Origin of the sequence: Bradyrhizobium sp. LMG 9283 (assembly GCF_045571415.1) — a bacterium.
Taxonomy (GTDB): Bacteria; Pseudomonadota; Alphaproteobacteria; order Rhizobiales; family Xanthobacteraceae; genus Bradyrhizobium.
This window is the reverse complement of sequence record NZ_CP120691.1, coordinates 5,857,691-5,873,207: the sequence shown is the minus strand read 5'-3', so window position 1 is coordinate 5,873,207 and position 15,517 is coordinate 5,857,691. Positions and strand designations below refer to the sequence as shown.

Sequence of the window (15,517 nt, the reverse complement as noted above, 5' to 3'; positions counted from 1 at the left end):
CATGCTCAAGGAGCTCAGGTCCCCGGCCGCGACACCTCGGTCTCCTTGCTGGTGATGAACTCCAGCAGCACCGGCACGCCTTCCCTTGTCTTCTGGATGCCCCGCTTGATCGCGGGCACGATGTCCTCCGGCCTCTCCACCCGCTCGCCGTAGCCGCCGAAGGCGCGCGCCATCGCGGCGTAGTCGCCGGAAATGTCGGTCGAGCGATACTTTTCGGTCGAGACCGGCATCACCTTCAACTCGATCGCCATCGAGAAGTTGTTTAGCAGGACCGACATGATGGGGATGCGCTCGCGCACTGCGGTCTCGAAATCCATGCCGGTGAAACCAATCGCCGCATCGCCCCAGACGTTGATGCAGAGCTTGTCGGGCTTTGCGAGCTTGGCGCCCATCGCCAGCCCGAGGCCGTAGCCGAGCTGCGTTGTCTTGCCCCAGCCGAGATAGGTGAGGGGTTCGACCGCCTTCCAGAACGGCGAGAGCTGGTCGCGCGGGCTGCCGGCGTCATGCGTGATGATGGTGTTGTGGATGTCGACGGTGTGCTGCAAGTCCCAGAGCACGCGATAGGGGCTGAGCGGCGCGTCGTTATTGGTGAGCTTCGGCATCCACTTCGCCAGCCACTCCTTGTGCGAGGCCGCGATCTCGGCCGCGACCGCCGAGACATCGCGATCCGCGGTGACGGTCTTGCCGATCTCCTCCAGCAGCGCGTCGAGCACGAGCCCGGCATCGCCGACGAGGCCGATCTTGGCTTCCACATCCTTGTTGAGATGATTGGGATCGAGCGTGGAATGGATGATGGTCTTGCCCTTCGGCATCGCGATGCCGAAATTGGTCTCGGTGAAGGAGCAGCCGATGCCGAAGATCACGTCGGCCTCGCTGAGAAACTTCGGCACCGCGCGCGGCACTGCGAGCCCGCCCGAGCCGAGCGAGAGCGGATGCGTTTCCGGAAACGACGATTTGCCCCCTAAGCTGGTGGTGACGGGGATCGCCAGCCGCTCCGCGAGCCGTTTCAGTTGCGGCCAGGCCTGCGCGTAATGCACGCCCTGGCCGGCATAGATCACCGGCCGCCTTGCATTCACGAGCAGGCCCGCTGCTTCCTTGACGTGAACGGGGTCGGCGCCGTAGCGGGTGCGCAGCACCGGCGTGTAGTTCAGCGGCTCCGGCACCTCCTCGTTCCACATGTCCGAGGGGATTTCGACGATGACGGGCCCGCCGCGGCCGTTCTTCAGTTTCGTGAACGCCCGGCGGAAGATGTTGGCGACTTCAGCCGCCAGGATGATCGGTTCGGACGATTTCGCAAACGGCTTCATCGCCTCGCTGGAATTGAAGTTCGGCTCGATATGCGACAGCCTGCGCTGATAGCCCATCGGCAGCACCAGCACCGGCACGGATTCGCCAAAGCATTGCGCGACGCCGCCCATGGCATTCTCCGCACCGGGCCCATGCTGCATGCAGAACGCGCCGATGCTGCGTCCCGACGTCACCCGCGAGATCGCATCCGCCATGTGGATGCCGACGCGCTCCTGCCGCACCATCACCGGGCGGATCTCGGCCTTCGCCGCGTGCTCGATCAGATGGTTGACCGGATAGCCGCAGAGGATCTCGATCCCCTCGCGCCTCATGATTTCCGCGATGGCGGTGCCGAGCTTCATGGCGTCTCTCCCTGGCAAGGCCGGTTGATCCGGCTGATTGGAGGAGAGAGGATCAGGAAATCTTGGAGCGGTAAAGCTTGCTATTTGCGGATCGGCTTCGACAATGGCCGACAAACGTCCTATTTGCAGTTGCGGCAGATCGTCAGCTTTCGTTTCAAGGCGTCATCTTCCTGATCAATTGATGACTGTCCCGCGAGGCCACTTGTATCCAGATTGGGCTTGGAGACCTTTGCACCACGCGCCCTCACGGGCGGCGCCACCTGATTTGGGGTGTTATCGTCGTCGAGGGTCCCTACGCTGAAGCCATCGTAGTCGGCGGCTGGATTTGGCGTCGTCGGAGGCCCGCCGATCACGGGTGTCGCAGCCTCTCTGCCTGACGTCGTCGGCGGAACTCTGGAAGGTGTGGCGCTTGCGCGTGGCGGCGATGCGTTGGGCGGAGCAAGGGAAACCGGCGGCGTGACCGAAGTTTGTCCTCTGGCGCTGTCGTGCGACCAGGTGGCGACAAACATGAGGCCGAGAGCCAAGAACGTCACGTTTCTCATCCGCATCCTTCAAGCAGCGCTGGTTGACCGATTGACAGCATGGCTCGTCGGGCCCGCTGCGCTGAAGAATATCAGCACTCAGCGGGCCGTCAAAGCGCAGTAGCCTGAATGGAGCGAAGCGCAATCCGGGGCATCGTATCTGCCCGCGCCCGGCCTTCCTTGCGCCCTTGTTAAGACGAGGGCGAGAGCAGAATGCAAAGCTCGGGCAAGATATGCCGCGACGATGATGAGCTATGTCTATCGTGGAACAGCGTCTCGTGCCCCGGACGCAGCGCAGCGCTCCTCAGCGTGCGCTGCAGAGCCGGGGCCCATGCATCAGTGGAATGCGCAGCTTCTGGGTCCCGGCTCTGCGCAGCAGTAAGAACGCTGCAGCGCGTCCAGGACACGAGAGAAGCGCGCTATGGCCACGCGCGCTCGCAATGAAAAGTTCGGGAAGTGGCCGTGTCTCCGCTACGCCTTCCCCTCCAACGCGCGGCGCAGCTTTCGGATGCCGACGCCGCGGGCGCGGTCGTCGGCGGCATCTGCGATCGCTGGGAGACACGTGCGGCGCGCCGCTGCGCAGTCCCGGACCGGTTGTTACTTCATCGCCGAGCTGACCGAGTTGAACTTGTTGTTGAGCAGTGCGCCGCCCGTGTTGTTCACGACGGTCACGATTGCCAGAGCGATCCCTGCGGCGATCAGGCCATACTCGATTGCGGTTGCGCCATTCTCATCGGCAAGGAAGGACCTAAGCAGACGCATTGCCAACTCCTGTTCATCCGATCCAATGGATGGTCGCGTCGTTATCGGACTCGTAAATCGATCGAATAAGTCTTTGTGCGCGCCAAAAGAAATTAAGCCGGACGATCGCGCCTCCGCTCATACGACGGCATTCATTAAATTAGGGTTCCACCGGTCCGTCCAAATGGATTCAAATCGGCAGACCCCTGGGGGAGGCCGGGCGCAGTGCCCGTCAAGGCGTGATCGTGGGTCGCTTAACGGATTGTTGAGCCTCTTCGTCAACGGCCCGTCAAGGACATCTCCATCCCGCTCATCCGCGCGAGCCGTCCGCATTCAGCGCCCGCAACATGGCGATGCGGGCGAACATCACCCAGCCGCCACCGGTCTCGGCCGCATTGATCAACGTCTCGATCGCGGTCTGCCAGTGCGCCTCGTGCTGCGCGTCGTGAGGCAGCTGCATGATGTAGTCCGCAGCATCTTGAAGCGTGAGCAGCTTGTGCTTGTTGCTCACGCGAACAGGATCGTCGAACGCCGTCGACCAGGGCATGTCAGGCCGGCCGATCGGCGGGGAGAGACATCACGGCGCGATCGCTGGGTGTGACGCTGCTAGCCGGCCTTCTTCGCCCGCGCCGGTGCCCGCACCGGCTTGTCGGCCTTCTTCGTGGCCTCCTTAGGCGCGGTCTTTGCCGCGGCGTCCTTGCCGCCCTTGCCTGATATCGGCAGCAGCATCTCGCGCTGGCCCTCGACGCGCTTCTTCAGCTTCTTGCCCTTGCCGATCTCTTTGGCCGTCTCCCTGGCGACCTTCGCCGCAGGCGGAGCCTCCTTCTCGCTCGCGAGGCTCTTCTTCAGCGCGTCCATCAGATTGATGACATTGCCGCCCGTCTTCGGTGCGGCCTTCGCGGTGATCGGCATGCCGCTGCGCTTCTTGTTGATGAGATCGATCAGCGCGGTCTCGTAATGATCTTCGAACAGCTCGGGCTCGAACGCGCCGGACTTCTTCTCGACGATGTGTTTTGCAAGGTCGAGCATGTCCTTCGTCAGCTTCACGTCCTGGATGTCGTCGAAATATTCCGTTTCGCTGCGGACCTCGTACGGGTAGCGCAACAGCGTGCCCATCAGCCCGCTCTCGAGCGGCTCCAGCGCGATGATGTGCTCGCGGTTGGTCAGCACCACGCGGCCGATCGCGACCTTGTCCATGCTGCGGATAGTCTCGCGGATCACCGCATAGGCATCATGGCCGACCTTGCCATCGGGTACGAGATAATAGGGGCGGATCAAATAGCGGTTGTCGATGTCGGTCTTGGGCACGAACTCGTCGATCTCGATCGTGTGCGTGGAGTCCAGCGCGATCTCGTCGAGCTCGTCCTTGGTGACCTCGATATAGGTGTCGGTGTCGACCTTGTAGCCCTTGACGATGTCCTCGGAGGTCACCTCGTCGCCGGTCTCGGCGTCGACCTTGAGGTACTTGATGCGGTGGCCGGTCTTGCGATTGATCTGGTTGAACGAGACCTTCTCGGTATCCGAAGTGGCCGGATAGAGCGCGACCGGGCAGGTCACGAGCGACAGACGCAGAAAACCCTTCCAATTGGCGCGGGGGGCCATGGGCTACTCCAGACGCAACAGAGGACAAGCCCTGAAGATAACATCGCCCAGGTGCGAATCATAGCAACCGCCGCCGCGGAATCTCGCAACGGCGTTAATCGTCGCCTGCGCCGTGTTGCCCGGCGGGCCCATGGTCCGGAACATCGCCCGAGATCACGCGTTGCCCCCGGCAATTCGACGCCGCGAGGAGGTCGCGGCAATCCGACGCGACAGCCACAGATTGAGGTCACCATGGCAACCCCGCGAGAGCAGAACCGGATCGTGGAAACTCCGACCGAGGCGCGCCAGGGCGAGCCCGGGCCTTCGGTGGCGGCGCTTCTCGCCATCTCGACGGGGCTTGCGATCCTGATCCTTGCCGTCGTCTGGTTCGTGTTCTTCAGAACCTGACGGCCCGAACCGGCCAGCTCGCCGCGTCACGCGGCCATTGCGCCCGCCATGCCGTCGGCTCGTCCGGCTGCGCGGCGGGCGCACTCGCATCAGTGCATGAGAAATCGTATATGACCAAAAAGTAACGCGGCCTGTCCCGGCGTTCATATTCAGTTCACGCCGGAATTGCTCATCTGGAGCGGTGTTCATGCGGTCTATTTCTGGAGAGAAGCGTGCGCCTGCTCGTTGTTGAGGACGACCCCGATCTCAATCGCCAGCTCACCAAGGCGCTGACCGACGCCGGCTACGTCGTCGATCGGGCCTTCGACGGGGAGGAGGGGCACTATCTCGGCGACAACGAGCCGTATGACGCCGTTGTGCTCGATATCGGCCTGCCGAAGAAGGACGGCATCTCTGTGCTGGAGGCCTGGCGCCGCAACGGCCGCACCATGCCGGTCCTGATCCTCACCGCACGCGATCGCTGGAGCGACAAGGTGCAGGGCTTCGATGCCGGCGCCGACGACTATGTCGCAAAGCCGTTCCATCTGGAGGAGGTGCTGGCGCGGATCCGCGCGCTGCTGCGCCGCTCCACCGGCCATGCCCAGAGCGAGCTGAGCTGCGGTCCGGTCACGCTCGACACCCGAACCGGACGGGTCAGCGTGTCGGGCAATCCCGTCAAGATGACGTCGCACGAATATCGGCTTCTGGCCTACCTGATGCACCATTCCGGCCGCGTCGTTTCCCGGACCGAGCTGGTCGAGCACCTCTACGACCAGGACTTCGATCGCGACTCCAACACCATCGAGGTCTTTGTCGGCCGCATCCGCAAGAAGCTCGACGTCGATATCATCCAGACCGTCCGCGGCCTCGGCTATCTCCTGACCCCGCCGCAAGCGCCCGGCGCCTGAGGCGTTCTCGGGCTTGACGGGAGGCCGAACAGGGCCCTTGGTCCGGTCATGACGTCCGACGACCTGATTTCCAGCCCCTGCCGGGACCGTTCCGATGGCCGCTAGCTCGCTTGCGAACCGACTGTTCTTGTCGGCGACCGCCTGGCTCGTGGTGATCCTGGCCATCACCGGCGTGGTGCTGTCGTCGGTCTACAAGAACGCCACCGAGCGCGCCTTCGATCGCCGGCTCAATCTCTATCTGCGCACGCTCATCGCGGAGGTCGCGACCCCCGACGAGCCGCCGGACCGCCAGTTCCAGTCGCTTGGCGAGCCCCTGTTCGAGCTGCCGCTGTCCGGCTGGTACTGGCAGATCACCCGGACAGACACCGAGAAGCCGGAGGTGCGCTCCTCGCGCTCGCTCTGGGACAAGAAGCTGCCGAAGCTGGAGGAGCAGGGCGCCGAGCTCACCGCCGCCGGCATCCGCCTCGCTTATGTCGACGGGCCGGAAGGGCAGAATCTGCGCATGGTGGAACGGCCGGTCGATCTCGGCGCCGACGGCAAATTTCTCGTCAGCGTCGCCGGGGACGACACCGAGATCTTCGATGAGACGCGAAGCTTCGACTACTATCTCGGCGGTACCTTCACCGCGCTCGGCATCGTGCTGCTGCTCACGACCGTGTTCCAGGTCCGCTTCGGTCTTGCCCCGCTCAAGCGCATTTCGGAATCGATCGCCGATATCCGCTCGGGGCGGGCGGAACGGCTCGAGGGGGAATTCCCGGTCGAGATCGCGCCGCTGGCGCGCGAGACCAACGCGCTGATCGAGGCTAATCGCGAGATCGTCGAGCGCGCGCGCACCCATGTCGGCAATCTCGCCCATGCGATCAAGACGCCGCTCTCGGTTATCGTCAACGAGGCCAGCACGCATGCGGCCGATCCGTTCGCGGAAAAGGTGATGGAGCAGGCGGACGTGATGCGCGACCAGGTCGCCCATCATCTGGAGCGCGCACGCATCGCGGCCCGGGTCTCGGTGGTCGCGACCGTGACGGAGGTGGCGCCTGCCATCGAGGCGCTGCGGCGGACCATGGAGAAGATCCATCGCGACCGTGCCATCGTGGTCGAGGCCAAGGCCGATCCGTCGGCTAAATTCCGGGGCGAGCGGCAGGATCTGGAGGAGATGGTCGGCAATCTCGTCGACAATGCCTGCAAATGGGCGGCCTCGCGCGTCTTCATCGAGGTTCTGGTCGAAACGCCGCTTCAGGCCGGCGCCGGCCCGCGTTTGCGGATCATCGTCGATGACGACGGTCGCGGCCTGTCCGAGGCCGAGCGCGCACAGGTCTCCCGGCGCGGCCAGCGGCTGGACGAGTCCAAGCCCGGATCGGGACTGGGCCTGTCGATCGTGACCGATCTCGCCGCCCTCTATGGCGGCGGCCTCTCCCTTGGCGCTGCGCCGATCGGGGGCTTGCGGGCGCAGCTGGTCCTGCCCGGAATATAATCCTTTGTTCCAGCGGGAGTTTTCGGCTCGGGCAGGGCGATCCGCAAAGCCAATGAAGGCGTTGGGGCGAACGTCCTCAACGGCTTCTTAAGGCGCGACCTTCTATGATTGCGCCCGGACGCATCCCACGTCTGCCATTTACCATGCATTACCCGGGCGTATGAGCCAGACATCGATCGAGCGGCTGAGGGAATATCTCGCGCAGCTCCCGCCGCAGTCGCAAGCGCTGCTGATGCGGGAGTTCGAGCGCGCGCTCGAGCGCGGGCAGGACACGGCTGTGGCAACCCTCGTGCTCGAGCAGCTGCGCAAGATCGTCCGCAAGACGGAGGCCGAGGTAGCCCCGCCACCGCGGACGGACGATCTGTCGCGGCTGTTATTCCAGGTGGTGGAACCATTCCTTGTCGAGGCGGGGACGCCGATCCGAGTCGGCCAGATCCGCCGCTCCTCGCTGCAGCCGATCTGGCAATGGCTTGGCCGTGACGGCGCTCCGGACAAGGTGAACGAATTCGAGGCGGCGCTCGCCCGCATGCCGGCTGACGGTGCCGGGCAGGTCGAGGCGCTGGCGCACAAGCTCCAGGCGGTGGCCGCGGACGCGATCATGGAGCTGACGGGGCCGGGCGGCGGCGACAAGTCGCGGGCGCTCGCCCGTGTCGGTCCGCCCAACGTGATCGAGGATCTCTATTCGATTGGCGCGGTGCTCCAGGTCCGGGACGCCATCGCGACGTTGAACGAGAAGCTGCCGCGCACCTTGCGCGCTTTCGGCGATCCCCAGATCGCCTCGGTGACCTCGGCGCTCAATCTTCCGGCGCTCCAGACGCCGCAGATGCTGCCTTTCGCCTTGTCGGTCGTCGTGCAGCGGATGACCGCGCCGTGGCAGATCATCCGCCTCGCCATCAAGATTGCCGCGTCGGACGACGAGATCCGCGTCGCGGCGACGCCCTACGGTATCGCGGTCACGATCGCCTTGCACGATTTGGCCTGCGTTGCCGCGATCCTTCGCATGGACATCAAGCGCGGCCATTTCGACAACGTCGCCGGCAATCTCAAGACGCTGCACGACGGCGTGCGCGGACTGCGCACCGAGCTCGACCTGCGCAATGATTCCGCTTGGGGCAAGCAGTTGACCTCGATCCGGGCCGACATCTCCAATGCGCTGCAATCCGAGATCGACAGCGTGCCCGGTCGCGTTCGCCGCATCCTGCGCCAGCGTCCCGAAAAGGACATTCCACCGGGCGCGCGGATTGACAGCACCGAGGTCGAGGAAACCGTGGCGCTGATCGATTTCGTCGCGACCTGCCGCAACTATGCGAGCGAGCTCGCGATCAACGAGGTGACGCTGCGCACCTATTCCGACCTCCAGCAATATGTGGAGCGGTCGACCGAGCAGCTGGTGCAGTCGCTGCGCGCCGCCGATCACAAGGTCCGCGCCTATCGGCAGCAGCAGGTGCAGGCTGCGATCCGCTTCTGCCAGGTGCTGTTCGGCGACGATTACGCCTCGCTGATGAGTCGCGCGGCAGAAAACGCGCTCACAGGCGAACGCAAATCGTCGCGCGCCGGCTAACCAAGGCGCAGATTTTCGTGATCACAATTTACGGTTGACGGTGCCGATGGCGCGCCGTACGGTCCCCGTGCAAGTCCGGGGAATTTCTATTTGTGGGCGCATGAAACCCGTCATCAGCTCCATCGAAATTGAGAACCGCGTTATCGTGGCCAAGTATCAAAGGCTGATGGTTGGGGCCAAGGTGGTGCTGGTCGAAAAGGCAAGCGATCGGCAGCTGCCTGAGACAACCACGAGGGTTGCATCTCGGGTTCCGGTCGGAGCTTTGCGCATCAGATTGCCGGACGCAATTAAGCCGGGAACATACTTCCTGAAGGCCTTCAACGGGCATGGCGAGGACGCCGCGCAAAGCATCGACTTCGAGATCGGCTAAGCCGTTGGATTTTCACCGCTTCGGGACCGCATGCGGTCGCGCTGAATTGACAATTGTCAATTGCCGCCTCGTCCGGCCGTGGTGTAAAGCCAGCTATGGGCGCGGTTCGTGCGCCGCCGGAAGCTTGCCAGATGACGCTATGGTTCGTGTTCGCGCTGATGACGGTCGCGGCGATTTTCGCCGTGCTCTGGCCGCTTGGCCGCACCAGCCGCGCGCAGGATCAGGGCAGCGAGGTTGCGGTCTACAAGGACCAGTTGGCCGAGATCGAGCGTGATCTCAGCACAGGATTGATCCCAGCGCCGGAGGCCGAGGCCGCACGTGTCGAGATCAGCCGCAGGCTGCTCGCGGCGGCTGCCAGCGAGCCCGCAACGGCGCCGACGTCGAGCCTCAAATGGCGTCGTGCGGCGGCCGTGTTGGCGCTCGCCGGCCTGCCGCTCGTCGCGGTCGGCGTTTACATGCCGCTCGGCTCACCCCGGCTACAGGACTTTCCCCTCGCGCAGCGGGAGCGCGGGTCCGGCATGGCGCAGTCGCTAGAGAACCTCGTCGTGCAGGTCGAGCAGCATCTGGAGAAGAATCCGGCCGACGGGCGCGGCTGGAACGTACTCGCGCCGGTTCTGGAGCGGCTCGGCCGCTTCGATGACGCGGTGCGCGCCTATCGCAATTCGCTCACCTACAATGGCGAGAGTGCGGAGCGCCGGTCCGATCTCGGCGAAGCGATCTCGGCTGCCGCCGGCGGCGTGGTGACAGCCGAAGCCAAGGTCGAATTCGAGCGAGCGCACGCCTTGAACGCCGACGATCCCAAGGCGAACTACTTCCTGGGCCTCGCCGCCGAACAGGACGGCCGCAAGGACGATGCGGCCAAAATCTGGCGCGCGCTGCTTGCGAAAGCGCCTGCGGATGCACTGTGGCGAGCCCTGGTGCAGTCCTCGCTTGCGCGGGTCGCTGGCGGCGGACCGATGCCGGCGTTGTCCGACGAGACGATTGCTGCCTCCAAGGAAATGGGAGAAGGCGATCGCAACGCGATGGTGCGCGGCATGGTCGATCGTCTGGCCACGCGGCTGAAGCAGAACGGCGACGACGTCGAGGGGTGGCTGCGTCTGGTGCGGGCCTATCTCGTGATGGGCGAGCGAGACAAGGCGATGGGGGCCTCGGCTGATGCCCGGCAGGCGGTTGCCAGCGACGCCGAGCGGCTGCGCCAGCTCAACGAAGGCCTGAGGACTCTCGGGCTCGGCGGATGACGATGTCGGGACGAGACGAGCGGAGAACGGATACGCCATGACGCGCAAGCAGCGACGTATGACCATCATCGGCGGCTCGCTCGCCGTGCTCGCGCTCGCGGCCGCGCTGGTGCTCAACGCGCTTCGCGACTCCATCGTGTTCTTCTCGACGCCGACCATGGTCGCTGAGAAACATATCGAACCAGGCAAGCGGTTTCGCCTCGGTGGCCTGGTGCAGCCCGGCTCGCTCCAGCGCGGCGACAATCTCGCGGTGACGTTCGAAGTCGCCGACGGCAACGCCAAGCTGCCGGTCGCCTACAAGGGCATCCTGCCCGACCTGTTCCGCGAAGGGCAGGGCGTGGTCGCCGAAGGCGCACTCGACGCCAATGGCGTGTTCAAGGCCGATACCGTGCTGGCCAAGCACGACGAGACCTACATGCCTAAGGACGTTGCCGATGCCCTGAAGAAGCAGGGGCACTGGAAGGATGATTACGGCGCCCAAGCTTCTGGTGCTGCCAAACCTGCGGCGACGACCGCGCAGGGCAATCCGCAGGGAGCGGTGCGGTGATCGCAGAATCCGGACATTACGCGCTGGTGCTGGCGCTGGGACTCGCACTGATCCAGTCCATCGTGCCGTTGATCGGCGCCCGCCTGCGTGACGTCGCGCTGATGAACGTGGCGCGCTCCACGGCGCTGGCGCAGCTCCTGTTCGTCGGCGTGTCGTTCGTTGCGCTCGTGATGCTGCACGTGAATTCGGATTTCTCCGTCGCCAACGTCTACGAGAACTCCCACTCGATGAAGCCGCTGCTTTACAAGATCACCGGCGTGTGGGGGAACCATGAAGGCTCGATGCTGCTGTGGGTGTCGATCCTCGCGCTGTTCGGCGGATTGGTCGCGAGCTTCGGTAACAATCTGCCGCTGTCGCTGCGCGCGCATGTGCTGGCCGTCCAGGCCTGGATCGCCAGCGCCTTCTATCTCTTCGTCCTGGTGACATCGAATCCGTTCCTGCGCATCGTCAATCCGCCGATCGAGGGGCGCGATCTCAATCCCGTGCTTCAGGATATTGGTCTCGCCGTGCATCCGCCGATGCTCTATCTCGGCTATGTCGGCTTCTCGATCTCGTTCTCCTTTGCCATTGCAGCGTTGATGGAGGGCCGGATCGATGCGGCCTGGGCGCGCTGGGTGCGGCCCTGGACGCTGGTCGCCTGGATATTCCTGACGCTCGGCATCGCCATGGGCTCATACTGGGCCTATTACGAGCTCGGCTGGGGCGGCTGGTGGTTCTGGGATCCGGTCGAGAACGCCTCGCTGATGCCGTGGCTCGCCGGCACCGCGCTGCTGCATTCGGCACTCGTAATGGAGAAGCGCAACGCGCTGAAGGTCTGGACCATCCTGCTCTCGATCCTGACCTTCTCGCTGTCGCTGCTCGGCACGTTCCTGGTGCGCTCCGGCGTCATCACCTCGGTGCACGCCTTCGCCACCGATCCGACCCGCGGCGTGTTCATTCTGCTGATCCTCTGCCTGTTCATCGGCGGGAGCCTGTCGCTGTTCGCCGGCCGCGCCACCTCGTTGAAGCAGGGCGGCCTGTTCGCGCCGATCTCGCGCGAGGGCGCGCTGGTGCTGAACAACCTGCTGCTCACAGTGGCTTGCGCGGTCGTGCTGTTCGGCACGCTCTATCCACTGGCGATGGAGATGCTCGCCGATTTCAAGATGTCGGTCGGTGCACCCTTCTATAACCTCACCTTCGCGCCGCTGTTTGCCCTGTTGCTGCTTGCGGTGCCGTTCGGGCCGATGCTGGCGTGGAAGCGCGGCGATCTGCTGGGCGTGACGCAGCGTCTGCTCGCGGCCGGCGTCGCCGGGCTGGTCGTGGTTGCCATCACCTGGGCCTGGGTACGGGGTGGCAGCGCGCTGGCGCCGCTCGCGATCGGGCTCGGCGTCTTCGTCATCGCCGGCGCCGTCACCGACCTCGTCGAACGGACAGGGCTGGTTCGTCTGCCGTTCGCAACGGTGCTGCACCGGGCGCGCGGCCTGCCACGATCAGTCTGGGGCACGGCGTTTGCGCATGCCGGCCTCGGCGTCGCGCTGATCGGCATCGTTTGCGAGACCACCTGGAACAGCGAATACATCGCGACCATGAAGCAGAACGATATCGCCCACATCGCCGCCTACGACGTGAAGCTCGACGGCCTGTTGCAGCGCCAGGGCCCGAACTACCGCGAGATGATCGCCGAGTTCAACGTCAGCCGCGACGGCGAGGCCATCAGAGTTATGACGCCGTCCAAGCGCAGCTTCACCACCCGCGGCTCCTCGACCACCGAGGCGGCACTGCTGACGCGCGGCGCCAGCCAGCTCTACATTTCGCTCGGCGACGCCACGGCCGAAGGCGCCATCGCCGTGCGCATCTATTACAAGCCACTGGTCCTCCTGATCTGGTGGGGGCCGGTGCTGATGGCGTTCGGCGGCGTGCTCTCGCTCTCCGACCGCCGCCTGCGGGTCGGCGCGCCGAAGCCGGCGCGGGCCAAGCAGCGCCTCCAGCCCGCCGAGTGATCCGATGCGCCGGATGATGACCGCGTTCATCGCATTGATGCTGCTGGCTTTGCCCGCGGCCCACGCTGTCCAGCCCGACGAGATCATGTCAGACCCGGCCAAGGAATCGCGCGCGCGCGAATTGTCGCGCGAGCTTCGCTGCATGGTCTGCCAGAACCAGTCGATCGACGATTCCGATGCGCCGCTAGCACGCGACTTGCGGCTTCTGGTGCGCGAGCGCATCGCCGCCGGCGACAGCAATTCGCAGGTGCTCGATTTCCTGGTGGCGCGCTACGGCGAGTTCGTGCTGCTGAAACCGCGCTTCGAGCGCCAAACCATACTGCTATGGCTGCTCGCGCCGATGCTGTTGGTTGGCGGCGGCCTGGCGCTATGGCTGCAAATCCGGCGCCGCGCGCGAAGCGGTGCAGATCAACCGGCGCCACCGCTCACGCCTGAAGAGCAAGCGCGGCTCGCTGCCTTGATGTCGGACGAAGCCAAGTCTTAAGTCCACGAGTTCATCCTCAGCCTCAGGAGGAGCTAAGGGCGCCCAAGTAAGTTCCGCGCTCATTAAGGAACTCGATTAAGTTCCTGTATGTCCACGATTTTCAGGCTGCGCTGAACTGCCGCATCCGCGTCGCCGCTTCATTACAAAAGTTTAACCCCGCCGCCAGCGCACGGTAAGGCGGGAGCCCCCATCTTCAGGGCCGAAAGGTGCCGCTATCCGGCGCCAAATGAATTTCAAGGCCCTGGAGAACTCTGCATGACCGACCGTCCCGACCTTTCGAACCTTCCGTCGTACCGGCAGCCGCGCCGGTCGGTGTTCTCTGCGCGCAAGGTTGCGCTGATGGCTTCGGTTGTCGCCGGGCTCGGCGCCGCCGTCTATGGCTTCAGCCCGTCGACCTCGCCGGCTGACCTGTTCTCCAGCCCGGCGCATGCGCAGGTCAATAACGAGGTCCGCAAGGTCGAGCGCCCGATCGGTTTCGCCGACATCGTCGAGCGCGTGAAGCCGTCGGTGATCTCGGTGAAGGTCAACATCAAGGAGAAGACCGCGAGCAACGATGACGGGGATGATTCCTCCTCGCCGTTCCAGCCGGGCTCGCCGATGGAGCGCTTCTTCCGCCGCTTCGGCGGTCCGGATGGATTCCCGGGCCTGAAGGGCGGCCGCGGCCGCGTCGTGCAGGGCCAGGGCTCCGGCTTCTTCATCTCGGCTGACGGCTATGCGGTCACCAACAACCACGTGGTCGACGGCGCCGACAAGGTCGAGGTCACCACCGATGACGGCAAGACCTATACCGCCAAGGTCATCGGCACCGACCAGCGCACCGACCTCGCCCTGATCAAGGTCGAGGGCAGCTCGAACTTCCCGTTCGCCAAGCTTGCCGACGGCAAGCCGCGGATCGGCGACTGGGTGCTCGCGGTCGGCAATCCCTTCGGTCTCGGCGGCACCGTGACCGCAGGCATCGTCTCGGCCAGCGGCCGCGACATCGGCAACGGTCCCTATGACGATTTCATCCAGATCGACGCGCCCGTGAACAAGGGCAACTCCGGCGGTCCGGCCTTCAACACCGATGGTGAAGTGATGGGCGTCAACACCGCGATCTACTCGCCCTCCGGCGGCAGCGTCGGCATCGCGTTCTCGATCCCCGCCAACACGGTGAAGAGCGTGGTCGCCCAGCTCAAGGACAAGGGCTCGGTCAGCCGCGGCTGGATCGGCGTGCAGATTCAGCCGGTGACCTCCGACATCGCCGACAGCCTCGGCATGAAGAAGGCTGAAGGCGCCCTGGTGGCGGAGCCGCAGGCGAACGGTCCGGCTGCCAAGGCCGGCATCGAATCCGGCGACGTGATCACGGCGGTCAACGGCGAGACCGTCAAGGACGCCCGCGAGCTCGCCCGCACCATCGGCGGCATGGCGCCCGGCGCCTCCGTGAAGCTCAACGTGCTGCACAAGGGCCAGGACAAGGTCGTGAACCTCACCCTCGGCCAGTTGCCGAACACGGTCGAGGCCAAGGCCGACACCGACAATGACAGCGGCAAGGGTGCCAGCAAGGGCACCGACGTGCCCAAGCTCGGCATGACCGTTGCGCCCGCCAATTCCGTGGCCGGCGCCGGCAAGGAAGGCGTCGTCGTTACCGAAGTCGATCCGAAGAGCGCCGCGGCCGAGCGCGGCTTCAAGGAAGGCGACGTGATCCTCGAGGTCGGCGGCAAGAGCGTGGCTACCGCCGGCGAAGTCCGCGACGCCATCAACGCGGCGCGGACCGACAACAAGAACAGCGTCCTGATGCGCGTGAAGAGCGGCGGCCAGTCGCGCTTCGTCGCCATCCCCCTCGCCAAGGGGTAACGCTCAGGAGGCCTACGAGATGAAGGGCATCGCCGGCATCAGTCGCCCCCGCCGCCGGTGCCCTTCGGGGAAGCAGCGCAACGTTTGCTTCCCTCATCTACCTTCCGGTGGAATTACGCCCCCCTCCGTCGGAAGGCCTAGGGCGGTGAGGTCCCCCCAGCTTCACCGCCCGCCTTTTTCCCGCTTCGAGACTCTCCCGCTCGGCTTGCATGCGATTGCCGCTCGCGCCATGTTTAGAGAAGGTTGA

The 15,517-nt window shown here is 64.9% G+C and carries 14 protein-coding genes; 10 read left to right on the top strand and 4 right to left on the bottom strand.

The features are described 5' to 3' along the window. Positions 1-14: 14 nt before the first annotated feature. The 4 genes from P6U29_RS27795 to P6U29_RS27780 form a co-directional block, all read right to left on the bottom strand. Positions 15-1,667, bottom strand: coding sequence for a thiamine pyrophosphate-requiring protein (locus tag P6U29_RS27795; RefSeq protein WP_407113359.1), 1,653 nt, complete (start codon positions 1,665-1,667; stop codon positions 15-17). A gap of 1,100 nt (positions 1,668-2,767) precedes the next feature. After that, positions 2,768-2,932 carry a Flp family type IVb pilin gene (locus P6U29_RS27790; RefSeq protein ID WP_407113357.1) on the bottom strand — a complete coding sequence of 55 codons (165 nt, stop codon included), beginning with the start codon at positions 2,930-2,932 and terminating at the stop codon, positions 2,768-2,770. A gap of 289 nt (positions 2,933-3,221) precedes the next feature. Further along, complete coding sequence (locus P6U29_RS27785; protein ID WP_407113356.1) at positions 3,222-3,458, bottom strand: hypothetical protein; 237 nt, start codon at positions 3,456-3,458, stop codon at positions 3,222-3,224. A 59-nt stretch (positions 3,459-3,517) separates the two neighbouring features. Further along, positions 3,518-4,513: a Ku protein gene (locus P6U29_RS27780; protein WP_407113354.1), complete on the bottom strand. Its 996-nt coding sequence runs from the start codon at positions 4,511-4,513 to the stop codon at positions 3,518-3,520. Between the two features lie 231 nt (positions 4,514-4,744). Between P6U29_RS27780 and P6U29_RS27775 the strand changes: the two genes are divergently transcribed. The 10 genes from P6U29_RS27775 to P6U29_RS27730 all read left to right on the top strand — a co-directional run bounded on the left by P6U29_RS27775 (position 4,745) and on the right by P6U29_RS27730 (position 15,270). Next, the gene (locus tag P6U29_RS27775; protein ID WP_407113352.1) at positions 4,745-4,900 is read left to right on the top strand and encodes a hypothetical protein; all 156 of its coding nucleotides are present in this window, start codon (positions 4,745-4,747) and stop codon (positions 4,898-4,900) included. 212 nt (positions 4,901-5,112) lie between these two features. After that, positions 5,113-5,787, top strand: a complete 675-nt coding sequence (locus P6U29_RS27770; protein ID WP_148773980.1) for a response regulator transcription factor — start codon at positions 5,113-5,115, stop codon at positions 5,785-5,787. Positions 5,788-5,881: 94 nt separating this feature from the next. Beyond that, complete coding sequence (locus tag P6U29_RS27765) at positions 5,882-7,258, top strand: ATP-binding protein (RefSeq protein ID WP_407113350.1); 1,377 nt, start codon at positions 5,882-5,884, stop codon at positions 7,256-7,258. 160 nt (positions 7,259-7,418) lie between these two features. Further along, positions 7,419-8,819 (top strand): hypothetical protein, encoded by a 1,401-nt coding sequence (locus P6U29_RS27760; protein WP_407113348.1) that lies wholly within the window; start codon positions 7,419-7,421, stop codon positions 8,817-8,819. A gap of 100 nt (positions 8,820-8,919) precedes the next feature. Further along, a complete protein-coding gene (locus tag P6U29_RS27755) occupies positions 8,920-9,189 on the top strand; it encodes a hypothetical protein (RefSeq protein ID WP_407113346.1) in 270 nt (89 codons plus the stop codon). Between the two features lie 131 nt (positions 9,190-9,320). Continuing rightward, entirely contained in the window at positions 9,321-10,427 is a 1,107-nt protein-coding gene (gene ccmI, locus P6U29_RS27750) for a c-type cytochrome biogenesis protein CcmI (RefSeq protein ID WP_407113344.1), read from the top strand. Between the two features lie 37 nt (positions 10,428-10,464). After that, entirely contained in the window at positions 10,465-10,974 is a 510-nt protein-coding gene (gene ccmE / locus P6U29_RS27745) for a cytochrome c maturation protein CcmE (RefSeq protein ID WP_407113342.1), read from the top strand. Further along, positions 10,971-12,953 carry a heme lyase CcmF/NrfE family subunit gene (locus tag P6U29_RS27740; RefSeq protein WP_407113341.1) on the top strand — a complete coding sequence of 661 codons (1,983 nt, stop codon included), beginning with the start codon at positions 10,971-10,973 and terminating at the stop codon, positions 12,951-12,953. Before ccmE ends, P6U29_RS27740 begins: the two co-directional genes overlap by 4 nt. A gap of 4 nt (positions 12,954-12,957) precedes the next feature. Then, entirely contained in the window at positions 12,958-13,437 is a 480-nt protein-coding gene (locus P6U29_RS27735; RefSeq protein WP_407113339.1) for a cytochrome c-type biogenesis protein, read from the top strand. Positions 13,438-13,692: 255 nt separating this feature from the next. Beyond that, the gene (locus P6U29_RS27730) at positions 13,693-15,270 is read left to right on the top strand and encodes a Do family serine endopeptidase (RefSeq protein WP_407113337.1); all 1,578 of its coding nucleotides are present in this window, start codon (positions 13,693-13,695) and stop codon (positions 15,268-15,270) included. Positions 15,271-15,517: the final 247 nt, after the last annotated feature.